At 69.0% G+C, this 17,539-nt stretch carries 7 protein-coding genes; 6 read left to right on the top strand and 1 reads right to left on the bottom strand.

Features of this window, described 5'->3' with window-relative positions; genetic code table 11:
- Positions 1-20: 20 nt before the first annotated feature.
- From MAY35_RS08995 to MAY35_RS08970, 6 genes are all read left to right on the top strand, one after another.
- Positions 21-3,386 carry an arabinosyltransferase domain-containing protein gene (locus MAY35_RS08995; RefSeq protein WP_238420874.1) on the top strand — a complete coding sequence of 1,122 codons (3,366 nt, stop codon included), beginning with the start codon at positions 21-23 and terminating at the stop codon, positions 3,384-3,386.
- Entirely contained in the window at positions 3,379-6,738 is a 3,360-nt protein-coding gene (locus MAY35_RS08990; RefSeq protein WP_238420872.1) for an arabinosyltransferase domain-containing protein, read from the top strand. Before MAY35_RS08995 ends, MAY35_RS08990 begins: the two co-directional genes overlap by 8 nt.
- A 177-nt stretch (positions 6,739-6,915) precedes the next feature.
- Positions 6,916-7,455, top strand: coding sequence for a Dps family protein (locus tag MAY35_RS08985; protein ID WP_004018737.1), 540 nt, complete (start codon positions 6,916-6,918; stop codon positions 7,453-7,455).
- Positions 7,456-7,798: 343 nt separating this feature from the next.
- Positions 7,799-9,007, top strand: a complete 1,209-nt coding sequence (locus MAY35_RS08980) for a DICT sensory domain-containing protein (RefSeq protein ID WP_238420870.1) — start codon at positions 7,799-7,801, stop codon at positions 9,005-9,007.
- A gap of 110 nt (positions 9,008-9,117) precedes the next feature.
- Positions 9,118-12,504, top strand: coding sequence for an arabinosyltransferase domain-containing protein (locus tag MAY35_RS08975; protein WP_238420868.1), 3,387 nt, complete (start codon positions 9,118-9,120; stop codon positions 12,502-12,504).
- Positions 12,497-15,874 (top strand): arabinosyltransferase domain-containing protein, encoded by a 3,378-nt coding sequence (locus MAY35_RS08970; protein ID WP_374237935.1) that lies wholly within the window; start codon positions 12,497-12,499, stop codon positions 15,872-15,874. The genes MAY35_RS08975 and MAY35_RS08970 overlap by 8 nt, the downstream gene beginning before the upstream one ends.
- Positions 15,875-15,977: 103 nt before the next feature.
- On the opposite strand, the gene MAY35_RS08965 is transcribed toward MAY35_RS08970, so the two are convergent.
- On the bottom strand, positions 15,978-17,528 hold the full coding sequence (locus MAY35_RS08965) for an acyl-CoA carboxylase subunit beta (RefSeq protein WP_238420866.1): 1,551 nt from the start codon (positions 17,526-17,528) through the stop codon (positions 15,978-15,980).
- Positions 17,529-17,539: the final 11 nt, after the last annotated feature.

Here is a 17,539-nt window from a genome sequence, read left to right as displayed (position 1 = left end):
GTCGCTTACGATGAGGCACCGTGCCTGTGACAGCCCCGACCTCTGCCGAAGATTCCGCCGGGCCTTCGTCGTCGGGAGCGTCGACCGGGATCGCGACGGGCACCGTCCGACTGGTGGCCGTCGTGGCCGGCCTCCTCGGCATCGTGCTCTGCGCGCTCACTCCGCTGCTTCCGGTCAAGGCCGTCGACGCGTCCTTCGACTGGCCCGCGGGCCAGGATCTCGGGACCGACACGTCGTCGGTGATGGCCCCCCTGATCGCCCAGACACCACAGACCCTCGATGCCCGTATCCCGTGCGCGACGCTGGCCGCCGCACCCACCGGGGTGGTGCTGGCGACCATGCCCACCAACGCACCGAAGTCCAAGTCATCAGCCCTCTGGGTCACCTCCAGCGACGCGGCCGTCACGGTCACATTCCGCAACTCCGTCGCCGCCACCGCACCCCGCGCCGATCTGACCCGCTGCCGCGAACTGCGCATCTTCTCCGCACCCACCGGACCGGGGGCACACTTCGTGGGCCTCGGCGAGCCGACGACACTGGACCCCGATCGTCGACCTCAGGTCGACGGCATCTTCAGCAACCTCGACCCCGAGCAGGCCAGGGCCGCCGCGGCCGCGGGCATGCAGGTGCGGGTGAGCATCGACAACCGCTATGAGTCCTCACCGTCGATCCTGAAGATCATCGTGATGGCGCTGGGCGTGGTCGCGGTGATCGTCGCCGTCATCGCACTCGGTGTCCTCGACCATCGCGGCGGGTACCACCGCCGCATCGGTACGCGGGGCCGGGCGTGGTGGCACTCCCTCAAGCCCCGGTCCACCGACCTCGTCGTCACCGCCATCCTGATCGTCTGGAACCTCCTCGGCGCCGGATCGCCCGACGACGGTTACATCCTCAACATGGGCCGCACCGCCGACGGGTTCGGCTACCTGGCCAACTACTACCGCTTCTACGGCATCCCCGAAGCACCGTTCGACTGGTACTACAGCTTCCTCGCGACGTGGTCGTCGGTGTCGCCGTCTCTTCTGTGGATGCACATCCCCCCGCTCCTCGCCGGACTGGCGTCGTGGTTCGTCCTCAGCCGCGTGCTGTTGCCCCGCCTGGGGCCGGCCGTACGCCGCAGCTCGTGGGCGACGTGGGCCGCCGCGATGACCTTCACCGCGTTCTGGCTGCCGTTCTGCAGCGGGCTGCGCAGCGAGGGCATCATCGTTCTCGGCTCGGTGCTCACCTGGTGGGCCGCCGAGAATGCCATCGCCACAAGGCGATTGGTGCCCGCCGCACTCGCCGCACTGCTCGCCGGGTTCACCCTCGCCCTCGCCCCGCACGGCGTGATCGGTGTGGCCATCCTGCTGGTGGCGGCCCGCTCGTTGCTGCACGTCCTCATCGATCGCCGGAATCGGCTCGGCGGATCGCCCTGGACGGCGACGGCGGCACTCGTCGCACCCATCGCCGCCGCCGGGATGGTCGTGCTGGTCGTGGTGTTCCGCGACCAGACCCTCGCGACGGTCCTCGAGGCGATCAAGATGCGCTACACGATCGGCCCGGTCATCTCCTGGCATCAGGAGTTCCTGCGCTACTACTTCATCTCCGTGACGACCGACGACGGCGCACTCACCAGGCGCGTCCCGCTGTTGCTGCTCCTCGCCGGACTGTTCGTGACCGTCGCGGTCATGCTGCGCCGCACGCGGATTCGCGGCGTCGATCCGGGACCGGTGTGGCGTCTCGTCGGCGCGGTCGGGGTCACCCTCCTGCTGTTCGCGTTCACCCCGACCAAGTGGACCATCCAGTTCGGTGTGCTCGCGGGACTGGCCGCGGCGATCACCGCGGCGGCGACGGTCGCGGTCGCCCAGTCGGCCGCACGCTCGGCCCGCAACCTGACGGTCTTCGTGTCCGGCCTGCTGTTCGCGATGGCCGCGGCCATGGCCGGGTACAACTCGTGGCCCTTCCTCTACGAGTACGGCATCTCGTGGTTCGACCGGGCCCCGGTGATCGCCGGCTTCCAGGCCTCGACCCTGTTCCTCATCCTCGCCGTGATCGCCGCCGCCTTCGCGGTGTGGCAACACCTGCGCCTGGACTACGTGACCAATCGCGGTCTCGCACACGTCGACACCGGCCCCGGCGAAACCCGGGCCGATCGCCGCAGGCTCTTCCTCGCCTCGTCCCCGCTCGCGATCATCGCCGGTCTGCTCGTCGTGGTCGAGTTGTTGCTCTTCGTGAAGGCGGCCGTCACCCGGCATCCGGCGTCGACCGCGCTGGCCGAGAACCTCGACACCATGCGCGGCGGCAGCTGCGGGCTCGCCGACGACGTCCTCGTGGAACCGGACCCCAACGCGGGCATGCTGACGCCTGCCGGGGGTACGAGCATCGGCGACGCACTCCGCGGACAGGACCCGGTGGGCTTCTCGCCCAACGGCATTCCCGACGACCTGCAACCCGAGCCCGGCAGCCAGCGCCCCGGTCAGATGAACGTCTCGGCGAGCATGGCCCGGCCCTTCGCGATCACCGGCGGACTCGGCGCCGGAACCACCGGAGGCCGTGGCCCGGAGACCGTCAACGGGTCGAACGTCAAGCTGCCCTTCGGTCTCGACCCCGCCACCACCCCGGTCCTGGGCAGCTACGGATACCCGGGCGAGGCGCGTCTGACGACCGGTTGGTACGACCTACCCGCCGACCGCGCCGCGTCACCGCTGCTCGTGTTCAGCACCGCGGGTGCGGTGTCCACCGTCGACACCTTCGGGGTACGCAACTTCGGGCAGAAGCTGGTCGTGCAGTTCGGGCGTCCGGGACCCGACGGCTCCTTCGAGCAGGCCGGCCCCGACGTCCTGCCCATCGATCCCGGACCGGTCATCCTCAACATGCCGTGGCGGAACATGCGCGTCCCGATGGCCGCCGCACCGCCCCGGGCGACGGTGATGCGACTGTCGTTGCAGGACAACAACCTCGGCGACAAGCAGTTCATCGGGATCACCCCGCCGCGAGCCCCCCGGATGCAGACCCTCCAGGAGGTCGTCGGCTCGACGGCGCCCACCCTCGTCGACTTCGGGGTGGCCGCGCACTTCCCGTGCCAACGCCCGCTGGGCATCTCCCACGGCGTCGCGCAGGTGCCGCAGTGGCGCATTCTCGGCGACTACCCGTTGACCAACTCGCAGTCCAAGACCTGGCAGGCCGGCGTCGACGGCGGTCTGCTGGGGATTTCGGAGGCGACGACGTCGGCGCAGGCGGTGTCGACGTATCTGAGGGACGACTGGGTCCGGGACTGGGGCGCGCTGGAACGGCTGACCCCGCTGGCGCCGGGGGCACCCGGCGCACGGATCGACACGGCAGAGACGACGCAATGGGGCTGGTCACGGACCGGCTCGATCAGGGTGGAGCCCCAATCCGATGAGTGAGTCCCACAACGCCGACGCGAGCGAGAACACCGGCGCGGCGGCCGTTCGCACCGCAGAGCAGGCGACGAAGCCCGCGTCGCGCCGGCCCGCACCCAAGGTCGTCGCGACGATCACCGGTCTCCTCGGCTTCCTGCTGGCGATCCTCACCCCGCTGCTCCCCGTCGACCAGTCGACCGCGGAACTCCGCTGGCCCCAGGGTTCAGACGTCTCCGATGTGGCCGCACCACTGGTCTCGTTCGTGCCGATCGACATGGACATGTCGGTCCCGTGCACGCTCGCCGCACGCCTGCCCTCCTCGGGCGGCGTCCTGCTGTCGACGACGCCGGAGGGCGGCCAGGACGCGGGAGCCCGCGGTCTGTTCGTGCGCGCCACCGCCGACAGCGTCACCCTGACCGACCGCAACGTCGCGCTCCTGAGCGCCGACCGGGCTGCCGTGCAGTCGAACCCGGAGTGCCGCATCGTTCTGCATGCCGACGGCGAGGGCGTCAGCGGCCGCTTCGAGGGTTTGCCCGAGCCGACCGCGGACTCCGGTGGCACCTATAGCTTCTCCCTGCCCGACCATGAGATGCGCCCGCAGATCGTCGGCGTCTACAGCGACCTCCCCGGTGACGTCTCGCAGAACGGCCTGTCGCTGCGGGCGACCATCGATACGCGTTATGTCTCCACACCGACGGCGCTCAAGCTCGCCGCGATCGTCCTGGGGATCGTCATGACGATCGTGTCGCTGATCGCTCTGGGTCTGCTCGATCGCCGGGACGGTCGCAGCCACAAGCGATTCCTGCCCGCCGGATGGTTCACGATCCGACCGCCCGACGTCGCGGTGTTCGCGATCCTCGCCTTCTGGTGGTTCGCCGGGGCCAACACCTCCGACGACGGGTACAACTTCACCGTCGGACGGATCACCGGCGACGCCGGATACGCCGACAACTACTTCCGCTACTTCGGCGTGCCCCAGGACCCGTTCGGCTGGCACTTCCAGGTGATCTCGGCGATGACCGAGATCAGCGTCGCCGCACCGTTCATGCGACTACCGGCGTTCCTGCTCGGACTGCTCGGCTGGTGGCTGATCAGCCGCGAGGTGATCCCGCGTCTGGGTCGGACGGTCCGGCACAGCACCCCCGCGGTGTGGTCGGCCGCGTTCGTCTTCCTCGCGATCTGGCTCCCGTTCAACAACGGTCTACGCCCGGAGCCCGCGGAGGCCGTGGGCGCCCTGCTGACCTGGTGCTGCGTCGAGCGAGCCATCGCCACCCGCCGCCTGCTGCCCTACGCCATCGCGGTCGTGACGGCAGCGTTCACCCTCGCACTCGCTCCCGGCGGCCTGATGGCAGTCGCCGCCCTGCTCGCCGGCATCCGCCCGATCGTGAAGACACTGGTCTCACGGCGGTCGCGTGACGGCCTGCTGCCGATGCTGGCGCCGATCCTGGCCGCGGGCACCGCCGTACTGTTCCAGATCTTCGCCGATCAACCGCTCGCACCGCTCATCGCGGGGAACAAGGTGGCCTCCGATGTGGGCCCGACACTCGAGTGGTGGCAGGAGCCGATCCGGTACTACTACCTGATCCTGCCCACCGCCGACGGCACGCTCGCACGACGCTTCGGCGTCCTGGCGATGATCCTGTGCCTGTTCGTCGTACTCTTCCGACTCCTGCGGCGCGAACACCCGAACGGCATTGCGCGAGCACCGATCTGGCGACTCGTCGCGGTCACCCTCGGCACCATGTTCTTCATCGCGTTCACCCCGACCAAGTGGACCCACCATTTCGGCGTGTACGCCGGCATCGCGGCGGGTCTCGCCGCCGCGGCCGGGGCCATGATGGCACCGGCGGTGCTGCGTTCCCGGCGCAATCGCAGCTTCTTCGCCGCGGCCGTACTCGCCATCACCGGGATCTCGTTCGCCGGCACCAACGGATGGTGGTTCGTCGGCAGCTACGGCGTGCCCTGGTGGGACCGCCCGCCCACGGTGGGTGGCATCACGATCGCCTGGCTGATCCTCGTCGCCGCCGTGGCCACCGCGCTGGCCGGGCTGTGGTTCCACTTCCGCGACGACTTCGTCGACGAGCAGACCCGCACCCGCGGGAGCGACAAGTGGTATTCGAAGCTGAAGTTCTCACCGCTGCCGGTCATCTCGGGCCTGATGGTGGTGTTCATGGTCGCGTCCTTCGCGAAAGGCGCCTATGAACAACGCGATTCGTGGTCGTGGATGAAGTCCAACGCACGCGCGCTGACCGGCAACTCGTGCGGCCTGGCCAACGACGTCCTCGTCGAAGCCGACCCCACTGCCGGACTCCTGCGGCCCGCCGCCGTCGACGGCAGGCCCGCTCCCGGTCTCGCGGCCGCGCTCGCCGGCACGGACGACACCGGGTTCACACCCAACGGCGTTCCGGACAAGCTGTCCGTCGACGCGACCGAGAGCACCGAGTCGTCGAGTACCTCCGGCGCGCAGAACAGCGCCCAGACCGGTGCGGGCGCAGACGAATCCGGTGACAGCTCGTCGGCACAGGGCGGTACCGAAGGCGGGCAGGGCGCTCGCGGGATCAACGGATCGACGGTCCGTCTGCCGTTCGGACTCGACCCCGCGGTCACCCCGGTGCTGGGCAGTTACGGCTCACCGTCGGGTACGGGATCGCTGACGTCGGACTGGTATCAGTTGCCCGAACGCTCCGATGACGCGCCGCTGCTGACCATGGCGGTCGCGGGATCGGTGGAGGCCGTCGACGGGATCGGAGTGGTCCATGCGGGCCAGAAGGTCACCGTCCAGTTCGGCCGGACCGGCGCGGACGGTCGCGTGACGCCGGTGGGCCAGATGTCTCCGATCGACATCGGCGAGACCCCGACCTGGCGCAACCTGCGTTTCCCGCTCGCCGACGCACCGCCCCGGGCGACGGTGGTCCGGGTCCTGGTCGCAGACACCGCGGCAGCGCCGTCGGAGTGGGTGGCGGTGACGCCGCCGCGCGTGAGCACGCTGGCCACCCTGAACGACGTGGTCGGTCAGACCGATCCGGTCTTCATCGACTGGCTGCCCGGCATGGTGTTCCCGTGTCAGCAGCCGATGAAGGTCCGCAACGGCGTCCTCGAGGTACCGCAGTGGCGGATCATGCCCGACGCCGAGGCCACCCGGAAGAACAGCCAGACGTGGATGTCGGGGACCGCCGGCGGGCCGCTCGGGATCACCGAGGCCATGCTGCGTCCGACACTGCTGCCGACGTATCTGCGCAACAACTGGGGCCGGGACTGGGGCGGGCTGCAGCGTTTCACCGAGATCATCCCGGCACCGCCGGCCGAACTCGACCTCGGAACAGCTCGGCGTTCCGGGCTCTACGACCCCGCTCCGATGCGGTCGAGCGGATACTGAGCAACGATTCGGCACATACGAGTGCACCCACGCCGACCTGCGGTTACGGTTCCCGCGGGTCGGCGTGGCAAACACCTCGGCAGGCGTTCGTTACCGCACTGTGACCTGCCGTCTCGGTTCCGTCACTCATGCCCCTACGTCCTCGTCACCCCGGCGCAGCGGGCCTAGCGTCGAAGTATGCCGAAATTCACCGCACCAGGACTCAGCAATGAAGCCGCCGACGAGGTCGCCGGCATCCTGCAGGAGCGTCTCAGCGCGCTGAACGACCTGCACCTCACCCTCAAGCACATCCACTGGAACGTCGTCGGCGCCAACTTCATCGGCGTCCACGAGATGATCGACCCGCAGGTCGAGCTCGTCCGCGGATACGCCGACACCATCGCCGAGCGCATCGCCACCCTCGGCGCGTCGCCCAAGGGCACCGCCAAGGCCATCGAGCAGGACCGCTCGTGGAGCGACTACTCCATCGGACGCGACACCGCACAGGCTCATCTGGGCGCCCTCGACCTGGTCTACGACGGCTTCATCACCTCGCATCGCGACGGGATCTCGAAGATCGGCGACATCGACCCCATCACAGAGGACATCCTCATCGGACAGACCGCCGAACTCGAGAAGTTCCAGTGGTTCGTCCGCGCTCACCTGGAGAGCTACACCGGTGAGCTGACCCACGCAGGTGCCAGCGGGGAGAAGGAAGCAGCCGACGCCGCCCGCTGACCCGGCACCCCTCAGAACCGAGTAGCGGGTCGCCACACCCCCTGACCCGCCCCGGAACCGCGGTCGCGACCTCCCGCCCCGCTTGGTCGCGACCGCGGTAACACCTCTTCCACCCCTACTACCCCGCGGAGACGCCACCGCCCTCACCACCCGCCCCTCGCGCAGAGGACACATCTGAACAGCGTTGAGCCGCTTGGTACCTCAGGGACCGGCGGCTGCTGCACCATGTCCGGACACCGGAGTTTGTTACGCTGGCCACAGGCGTAATGCCGTGTGAGCAGGATGTGAAGCAAGCGCGTCCATCAGATCGATCGGGGCTTTCGCTCCCGACGGGGAGGCACGTGTGTCCGAGGCGCGATCATTCACCCTGTTCGACGATCTGGAGCTCCACATGCAGTTCGCGCCGGTATGCCGGCTGTCCGACGGCGCTCTCGCCGCCGTCGAACTGCAGCTCCGTGGGCCCGCCGGGACCCGTCTCGCCACCGCGGCAGCGCTCAAGCGCGCAGCCCGGCTCGTCGAAGAACATCCGGTCCTCGACGAGCGCAAGCGCCAGATGGCCACCTCACCGCGAGCGCAGTCGCTCGCCAAGATCCTGCCGCTCCTGGTCTCTCTCGACCTCGATCTCATCGACAACCTCGACGACGAGACCGCGCGCACCTTGGAACGCCACGTCATGGTGATCCTCCCCGACGCCGTCGAGCGCAGTCCGCAACGCACCCTCGCCAGGGTCGCCCGAGCCCGCGCGGCCGGGAAGATCATCTGCGTCGACGGCCTGGTCCGCAGCGAACACGCGGCGACACTGCTCTCCCTCGTCGAACCCGACATCATCATCACCGGTTCCGAACTCCTGGCCCCGCACACCGGAATCGACGCCGCCCACCTCGCGCATGCCCTGGCCGCGCACACCGAGCGCAGTCACGCCGTCGTGATCGCCGAGGGCGTCGACGACGAGGCCCGCCGCATCACCGCCCAGACCATGGGCGCCGCATTCGGCATCGGCGACCTCTACCCGGCCGTGACCGATCCGGCGGTGCTGGCCAGCCGCGCCGTCGTGCCCCTGCCGGACATGCCGGTCTGGACCACCCCCGGCCCCGACAAGTCGACGCCGTACCGGATCGCCTCCACCTCGATCGCCCCCCGCCTGGGCAACAAGCGCCTCCTCATCGAGATGAGCAAGGCACTCGAAGAGCAGGCCGCGATCGGAGGCGCCGCGATCGTCCTCGGTACCTTCCAGTTCGCCGAGCACTTCACCGAGCGCACCGCCACCCGCTGGCGCGAGATGTCGGACAAGACCGGCCTCGCCGGGGTGTACGGCGTCGGGCTGCCCGACGTGCGCGACGGCAACGTCCACCGGGCCCCGCTCGACGAGTCCGACGATCTCATCAACGAGTGGAATGTCGCGGTCCTCGGCCCGCACTTCGCGGCCCTGCTCTCCGCCCGGGACCAGCACGATGCGGGCCCCGATCTCGAGCGCACCTTCGAGTTCGTGCAGACCTACGACCGCATGACCGTCACCCAGGCCGTCCACTCGATCCTGATGCGCTTCGCCTGATCCCACTCGGGTGCGACGTTCCGTAGCGGCAACGCGCACATGGCGCGCATTGCTGCTACGAGATCCGGTCAGGGGATTTGGGCTGTCAGGGGATTTGGGTTTGTCACAGCATGCCTGACTACGATGCGCCTGTGCCGAAGTCGCCTGAAGTGTCCGCTGGCAACGCCGACACCACCGCCGAAGCCGCTGCGCAGCGCGCGCCCGGCGGACCCCGATCCCGCACCGTCGCCCTCGTGGCCGCGGTCGCCGGTCTCGTCGCCGTCGCGGCCGGGATTCTGACCCCTTTCCTCCCGGTCAGCACGTCCACCGCGGCGATCACGTGGCCGCAGCAGCAGGCGGCCGGCTCATCGGCGTCGGTCACGGCCCCCCTGGTCGCGCAGACCGCCCGCGACGTCGCGATCTCCATCCCGTGCCGCGTACTGGCCGCCACCCCCGACGACGCGACCACCGTCGTCCTGTCGACGATGCCCGCAGCCGCATCGAAAGCGCGCGACACCGGCCTGTTCGTCGTCGCCGACGCCGCAGGCGTCACCGTCACCAACCGCAACAAGACCCTCGCCTCGGCCCCGCGTGACGCGCTCACCGGTTGTACCGAGTTGCGCATCTTCTCCGACGCGGCGGTCACCGGCGCGCAGTTCGCCGGCCTGGCGCCGGGACCGGCCGCAGCAGGCGGCGGCGACGTCGGACGCGCCGAGCCGGCGTCGAATCCGCAGATCGCAGGGATCTTCACCGACCTGACGACCGAACAGGTGCGTCCGGCCCCCGGCCTCGACGTCCGGATCGAGATCGACGACCGGTTCGACTCATCGCCCACCGCACTCAAGTGGATCGTGATGATCGTCGGCGTCATCGCGGCCATCGTCGCTCTCGTGGCGGTCGGACGGCTCGACCGGATCCACGGTTATCACCGCCGGGTCGGCCGTCGGCTGCGGTGGCGCACGGTGCTTCGCCCCGGCCCCACCGACATCGGCGTCACGTTGACGCTGGTGATCTGGCAGTTCCTGGGCGCCGGCTCTCCCGACGACGGCTACATCCTCAACATGGGTCGCAATGCCGCCGACGCCGGGTATCTCGCCGACTACTACCGCTTCTACGGCATCCCCGAGGCGCCGTTCGACTGGTACTACAGCTTCCTCGCCTACTGGTCGACGATCTCGACGACCGGCCTGTGGATGCGTCTGCCGTCGCTGCTCGCGGGACTGGCCGCCTGGTTCATCCTGAGCCGGGTGCTGTTGCCCCGCCTGGGCGGCGCCCTCCGACGGTCACAGTGGGCGATGCTCACCGCCGCCGCGGTCTTCCTCGCGTTCTGGCTGCCGATGGCCTCGGGCCTGCGCAGCGAGGGCATCATCGTCCTCGGAACGCTCCTGACCTGGTGGGCCGTGGAGGTCACGGTGTCGACCCGGCGGATGCTCCCCGCGGTGCTCGCCGCATTCACCGCCGCGCTCACCCTGGCACTCGCCCCGCACGGGATCGTCGCCGTCGCGCTGCTGATCGCCGGTGCGCGGCCGATGATGCGCATCCTTATCCGGCGCCGCACCGAGGACGGGGTGCTGCCCCTGCTCGCCCCTCTCACCGCAGGCCTCGCCCTGGTGGTGATCATCGTCTTCCGCGATCAGACCCTGGCCACGGTGTTCGAAGCGCTCCGGGTCCGGTACTCGGTCGGCCCGACACTCGCGTGGTACCAAGAGCTGCTCCGGTACTACTTCCTGGCGGTCAACACCACCGATGGCGCACTGGCACGGCGTATCCCGGTGTTGCTGTTCGCCGTCTCGATGTTCGTGGTCCTGGCCATCATGCTGCGGCGCAAGCGGATCGACGGACTCGACCCCGGCGCGCTGTGGCGGGTGCTGGGTGCCTCGCTCTTGACGATCCTGCTGCTGTCGTTCACGCCGACCAAGTGGACGATCCAGTTCGGCATCTTCGCGGGACTCGGTGCGGCACTGGCGGCCGTGGCCTGCGTGGCCATCGGGCAGGCCGCACGACGGACGCTGCGCAACCTGTCGATCCTCGTCGCGGGCCTGCTGGTGGCCTGTGCAGCCGCAGCGGCCGGCAAGAACGCGTGGCCGTGGCCCTACAACTTCGGCATCGCGTGGTTCGACAAGGCGCCGGTGATCGCCGGTCTACAGGTGTCGACGGTTCTCCTCGCGCTCGCGGTCGTCGCCCTCGTGTTCGCGATCTGGCAACACCTGCGCATGGACTTCGTCGACGAGACCGGCCTCGCGCACGACCGGGGCCAAGCCCCCGCCGGGTGGCGGATCGGTGTCGCGTCCGCACCCATCGCGGTGATCGCCGTGCTCATCGTCGTGTGCGAGCTCGCGGTCTTCGCCAAGGCGGCGGCCGGTCGTACGGACACCTTCACGATGCTGTCGGCCAACTTGGACGCGGCGCGCGGCAACACCTGCGCGATGGCCGATTCCGTTCTCGTCGAACCGGATCCGAATCAGGGAATGCTCGCGCCCGCGAACGGCGGATCGGCGTCGGACACGCTCGAGGGCGAGTCCGTCGGCTTCACCCCGGAAGGCGTGCGAGCCGATCTCACACCGCAGGCCGGCGCGCAGAAGCCGGGCGCGATGAACACCTCGGCCGACCTGTCGAAGACCTTCATCGTCTACGGCTCCAATCCCGGCACGACCGGCGGTACGGGGCCCCGCGGCGTCAACGGCAGCACCGCCGCCCTCCCCTTCGGCCTCGACCCGGCCACGACTCCGGTGCTGGGCAGCAACGAGACATCCACCGGCCAGGCGACTCTCACGACCGGCTGGTACCGCCTCCCGGCGCGCGACTCGTCGCCGCTGATCGTCATCACCGCCGCCGGTGCCGTGTTCAGTCTCGACCGGGACGGGGTCCCGATCTTCGGACAGTCCCTCGAAGTCCAGTTCGGCCGCGAAGTCCGCGGTGGCGCAGGCGAATCGGAGTTCGTCCAGGTCGGAGCACCGGCCATCCCGATCGACGCCGAACGCACGAACCGCCCGTGGCGCAACCTCCGCATCCCCATGGACCGCGTGCCCGCCGACGCGACCACGATGCGCATCGTCGCGCGGGACAACAACCTCGACCCCGACCAGTGGCTCGCCGTCACACCGCCGCGCGCGCCGGTGCTCGAGACCCTGCAGGACGTGGTCGGCTCCACTGATCCCGTCCTCATCGACTTCGCCGCCGGCGCAGTGTTCCCATGCCAACGACCGATGACCGCGCACGCGGGTGTCTTCGACATCCCGGACTGGCGGATTCTCCCGGAGTCGTGGATCGCCAACTCGCAGTCCAAGACCTGGATGGCCGCCGAGGACGGCGGACTCCTGTCGACGGTGGAGGCGCTGACCCGGCCGTCGACGATGGCCACATACCTCGACAACGACTGGTATCGCGAGTGGGGCAACCTACAGCGACTCAACCCGCTGGTGCCGCAGGCCCGGCCGGCGGACGTGATGACCGGTGACGAGACCACATGGGGATGGTCCCGACCCGGCCCGATCAGGGTGGTGCCCGAAGATGACTGACACCAGTGATGCCGTGCACGGCAGTGACACCGTTCGAGATCGCGAGGGCCAGGCCTCGCCGGGGAGCTTCGCCGAACGCCACGCCGGCACCGCGCGCATCGTCGCGATGGCTGCGGGTGTCGTCGGCATCCTGGTCGCCCTGCTGAGCCCGTTCCTGCCGGTCGACTACACCAAGGCCGAACTGTCGTGGCCGCAGCAGGGTTCGGTGGCGAACGTCGCGGCACCGAACGTCTCGTTCGTGCCGGTGTCGATGGACGTCAGCGTCCCCTGCGCACTCGGGGCCGCACTGCCGGCATCGGGTGGCGTCCTGCTGTCGACGGTGCCCGAAGGGGGCGCCGAGGCGAGCAAGGTGGGTCTCTTCGTTCGCGCGACATCCGACTCGCTGCAGGTCGTGCAGCGAAACGTGGTGCTGCTCAACACTCCCCGTGCCGCCGCCCAGGCCTCACCGGACTGCCGGATCGTCGTCGAGGCCGACACCGACGGCACCCGTGGGTCGATCCAGGGGGCACCCGACGGCGAGGGCGTCCTGCACGCCTTCGACCTGAAGGATCCCAACGCGCGTCCGCAGATCATCGGGGTCTACTCGAGCCTGCCGGCGAATGTCAGCACCGACGGATTGTCGTTCCGGTCGACCATCGACACCCGATTCGTCTCCACGCCCACCACTCTCAAGTTCTGGCTGCTGGTGCTCGGCGTGGCCTCGACCCTGCTGTCGCTCATCGCGCTCGCGGTACTCGATGCCCGCGACGCGCGCGGGCATCACAAGCTCTTCCCCGCCGGTTGGTGGCGGGTACGTCCGGTCGACGGCGTCGTCGCCCTCGTACTGCTGATCTGGTTGTTCGTCGGCGGCAACACGGCCGATGACGGCTATCAGGTGACGGTTGGGCGAATCGCCTCCGAGGCAGGCTATCTGGACAACTACTACCGCTACTTCGGCGTCCCGCAGGATCCGTTCGGCTGGCACTACCACTATCTGTCGGCGTGGATGGAGATCAGCACCGCCACACCGTGGTTGCGCCTGCTGCCCTTCATGTTCGCGTTGGCGTCGTGGTGGTTGATCAGCAGGGCGGCCATCCCGCGTCTCGGTCGGGCGGTTCGCGAGTCGACCCCGGCGATGTGGGCCGCCGCACTGGTCTTCCTCGCCGCCTGGATGCCCTACAACAACGGGCTGCGCGTCGAACCGCTCATCGCGCTGGGGGCGCTGTTCACCTGGGTCTGTGTCGAACGCGCGATCGCCACGGGTCGCTTCTTCCCGCTGACGGTGGGCATCATCTCGGCCGCGTTCACGCTGACCATCCACCCCACGGGTGTGATCGCGGCGATAGCCCTCGTCGCCGGTATCCGTCCGCTGATCAAGCGGTTGGCGGTGCGCCGCAGACGCGATGGGCTGTGGCCGCTGCTCCTGCCGATCCTGGCCGCCGGGCTGGCGGTGATGTTCGAGATCTTCGCCGACCAACCGCTCGCGCCGATCCTCGAGGCGGTGTCGGTGAACGGGCAGGTCGGTCCCACCAACAAGTGGTGGGAAGAGCCGATGCGCTACTACATGCTGATGAACCCGACCGCCGACGGCGGCATCGCCCGTCGCTTCGGGATTCTCATCGTGTTCACGTGCTTCATCCTGGTCGTGGTCATGCTCCTCAACCGGCGCCGGCTGCCCGGGATCGCCACCGGACCGACGTGGCGGCTCGTCGCCATGGTCGCCGGTTCTGTGGTTCTGATGGCCTTCCTGCCGACCAAGTGGACTCACCAGCTCGGTGTGTACGCCGCCATCGGCGGTGCGCTCGCCGCCGTCGCCACCGCGTGTGCCGACCGGACCATCATGCGGCGCAGGCGCAATCGGACGCTGTTCGCCGCCGCGTGCGCCTATGTGCTGGCCCTGGCGTTCTCCGGACGCAATCAGTGGTGGTACGTCGGGAGTTACGGAATCCCATGGCGCGACGCCGTTCCCGACGTCAAGGGAATACCGCTGTGGACGGGCATCCTGGCCGTCGCGGTGGCCTTGACGATCCTGGGTCTGTGGCAACACTTCCGTGACGACTACGTCGACGACGCGGTCCGCGCGGGTGCGTCGCATTCGGTCTTCACCCGCCTTCGCAGCCCGTCGATCATCGTCGTATCGACCATCATGCTGCTGTTCACGCTCGTGTCGTTCGCCAAAGCGGACTGGACGCAACGCAACTCGTGGTCATGGCTGAGTTCCAACGTGAACGCACTGCAGGGTCAGCCGTGCGCCCTGGCCGACGCCGTGCTGGTGGAGAGCGACCCCACCACCGGGCTGCTGGCGCCCGCACGTGTTGCCGGTCAGGACAATCTGTCACCGGGATCGGCGCTCGCCGGCATGGGAATGGTCGGGTTCGATCCCAACGGTGTCGCCTCGGACCTGTCCGAGGAGACCGAGGAGGAGTCGGGGGGGAACTCGTCGACGGGAACCTCGACCGCGGAGGTCGACCGCACGCAGACCGATCCGACCGACGACAGCAGCGGCTCGGACGCCGAGACCGCCACCGGGTCGAGCGACACCAGCGGCGGACAGACATCGCAGGCCGGCGTCAACGGCTCGACGGTGAAGCTGCCGTTCGGACTGTCCCCCGGCGAGACGCCTGTTCTCGGTACCTACAACTCGCCCACCGGCACCGGCAGGCTGACCTCCGACTGGTATCAGCTGCCCGCGAACCGGACCGACGCGCAGCCGCTGGTCACGATGTCGGTGGCCGGTCAGGTCGAGTACATCGACGACCTGGCCGTCGTGCGGCCCGGTCAGCGTGTGCGCCTGCAGTTCGGACGTGTCGGGCCCGATGGTGCGGTGACACCCGCCGGCCAGATGACGCCGCTCGACATCGGCGGCGCACCGGAGTGGCGCAACCTGCGGTTCCCACTGGATCAGGCGCCGCCCGGCGCGACGGTCGTGCGCGTGCTCGCCGAGGACACCTCGACGCAGCGGGACCAGTGGCTCGCACTGACCCCGCCGCGGGTGACCTCGATGGTGACCCTCGATTCCCTGGTGGGCAGTGAGGATCCGGTCCTCATCGACTGGGAGGCCGGGCTGGCCTTCCCGTGTCAGCGGCCCGCCCAGGTCAAGTACGGGGTGCTCGAGACGCCGGAATGGCGGATCTCCCCGGACCGTGAGGGCGAGCGGGTGAACTCCCAGCGCTGGATGGCCGGCGACTCCGGGGGTCCGCTCGGGATCATCGAGAACGAACTGCGGCCGCGCGTCTACCCCTCGTACCTGCGCAACGACTGGGCGAAGGACTGGGGCATGCTCCAGGGTCTCACGCCGATCCTGCCGCAGACCGACGCCGAGCTGACGATCACCACCGACACCCACAACGGGCTCTGGACCCCTGGGCCCATGCGGGCGGTCAAGAACTGACGACGCGCGTCGCGCGCGTGGCCACACCCACCAGAGATGGACAGACGCACCGCCTTTCGGGCGGTGCGTCTGTCCATTCGAGGTGGGTCTGCCCCTGGCCGATCTAGATCGGCATGAGGAAGTGCTTGCGCGGGGTCTTGAGGACCTCCTTGTCGCGCAGCTGCGCCAGCGCCTTGCGGAGCTGCAACCGGGTCTGGGCCGGTTCGATGACCGCGTCGACGTATCCGCGCTCGGCGGCCAGGTACGGGGTGGCCATCATCGTGTTGTAGAAGTCGATGAACTCACGACGCACCTTGTCGGCCTCGGCGGCCGAAAGGCCTTCGGTCTGACGGCGGGTCAGCACGGCTGCGGCCGACTCGGCGCCCATGACCGCGATCTTCGCCGTGGGCCAGGCGAAGTTGATGTCGGCGCCCAGGTGCTTGCTGCCCATGACCGCGTACGCGCCGCCATAGGCCTTGCGCAGCACCACGGTCACCTTGGGGACGTCGGCCTCGACATAGGCGTACAGGAACCGACCGGAGCGGCGGATGGTGCCCTTCTGCTCCTCGGCGAGACCGGGGAGGATTCCCGGGGTGTCCACCAGGAACACGAGCGGGATGCTGAAGGCGTTGCAGATACGCACGAACCGCGTGGCCTTCTCCGACGAGTCGGTGTCGAGCACACCCGACATCACGCTCGGCTGATTGGCCACCACACCCACCGAACGGCCGTCGACGCGCGCGTACCCGGTGATGATGTTGGGCGCGAACAGCTCTCCGACCTCGTGGAAGGCGCCGTCGTCGAAGAGCTTGATGATGATGTCGTGCATGTCGTACCCGGCATTGTCGTTGTCGGGCATGAAGTCGTTGAGCGACAGGTCCGACTCGGTGATCTCCGGCTCGAGGCCCGGATTGATCACCGGCGGACGCTCGTAGGCGCTCGACGGCATGTACTGCAGGTACTCGCGCACCCAGTCGAATGCCGCCTTCTCGTCGGGGGCGACGTGATGGATGTTGCCCCACCGGGCCTGGTTGTGCGCGCTGCCGAGGTCCTCGGCGGAGATCTCCTCGCCGTTGACCTGCTTGAGGACATCGGGTCCGGTGACGAACATGTACGACTTGTCCTCGACCGCGACCAGGATGTCGGTGTTGGCGGGGGTGTACACCGCGCCGCCTGCACACTTGCCGAGGATCACCGACACCTGCGGGGCGAGACCCGACAGCAGGTCGTTGCGGCGTCCCATCTCGGCGTACCAGGCCAACGAGGTGACCGCGTCCTGGATACGGGCGCCGGCCGAGTCGTTGATACCGACCATCGGGCAACCGATCCGGCCGGCCCACTCCATGAGCGACGCGACCTTGCGGCCGAACATCTCTCCCACGGTGCCGCCGAAGACGGTCTGGTCGTGGGAGAACGCGGCGACCGGGCGGCCGTGCACGAGGCCGTGGCCGGTGACCACGCCGTCGCCGTAACCGCTCTCCGCAGCGCCGGGCATCTTGGCGAGGGCACCGATCTCGACGAAGGTGCCGGGATCGAAGAGCATGTTCAAACGCTCACGCGGAGAACAGATTCCCTTCGCGGCGCGCTTCGCGAGCGCCTTCTCCCCTCCCGGTTCGCGAGCTGCCTCCAGCTTCTGGCGGAGGTCGGCGAGCTTGCCTGCGGTGGTGTCAGTCACGGTCCTTCTTT

The sequence above is a fragment of the Gordonia sp. 'Campus' genome, from assembly GCF_022206305.1.
Classification (GTDB): domain Bacteria; phylum Actinomycetota; class Actinomycetes; order Mycobacteriales; family Mycobacteriaceae; genus Gordonia.
The sequence above is the reverse complement of the archived record's forward strand: the minus strand, read 5'-3'. Positions and strand labels throughout refer to the sequence as shown.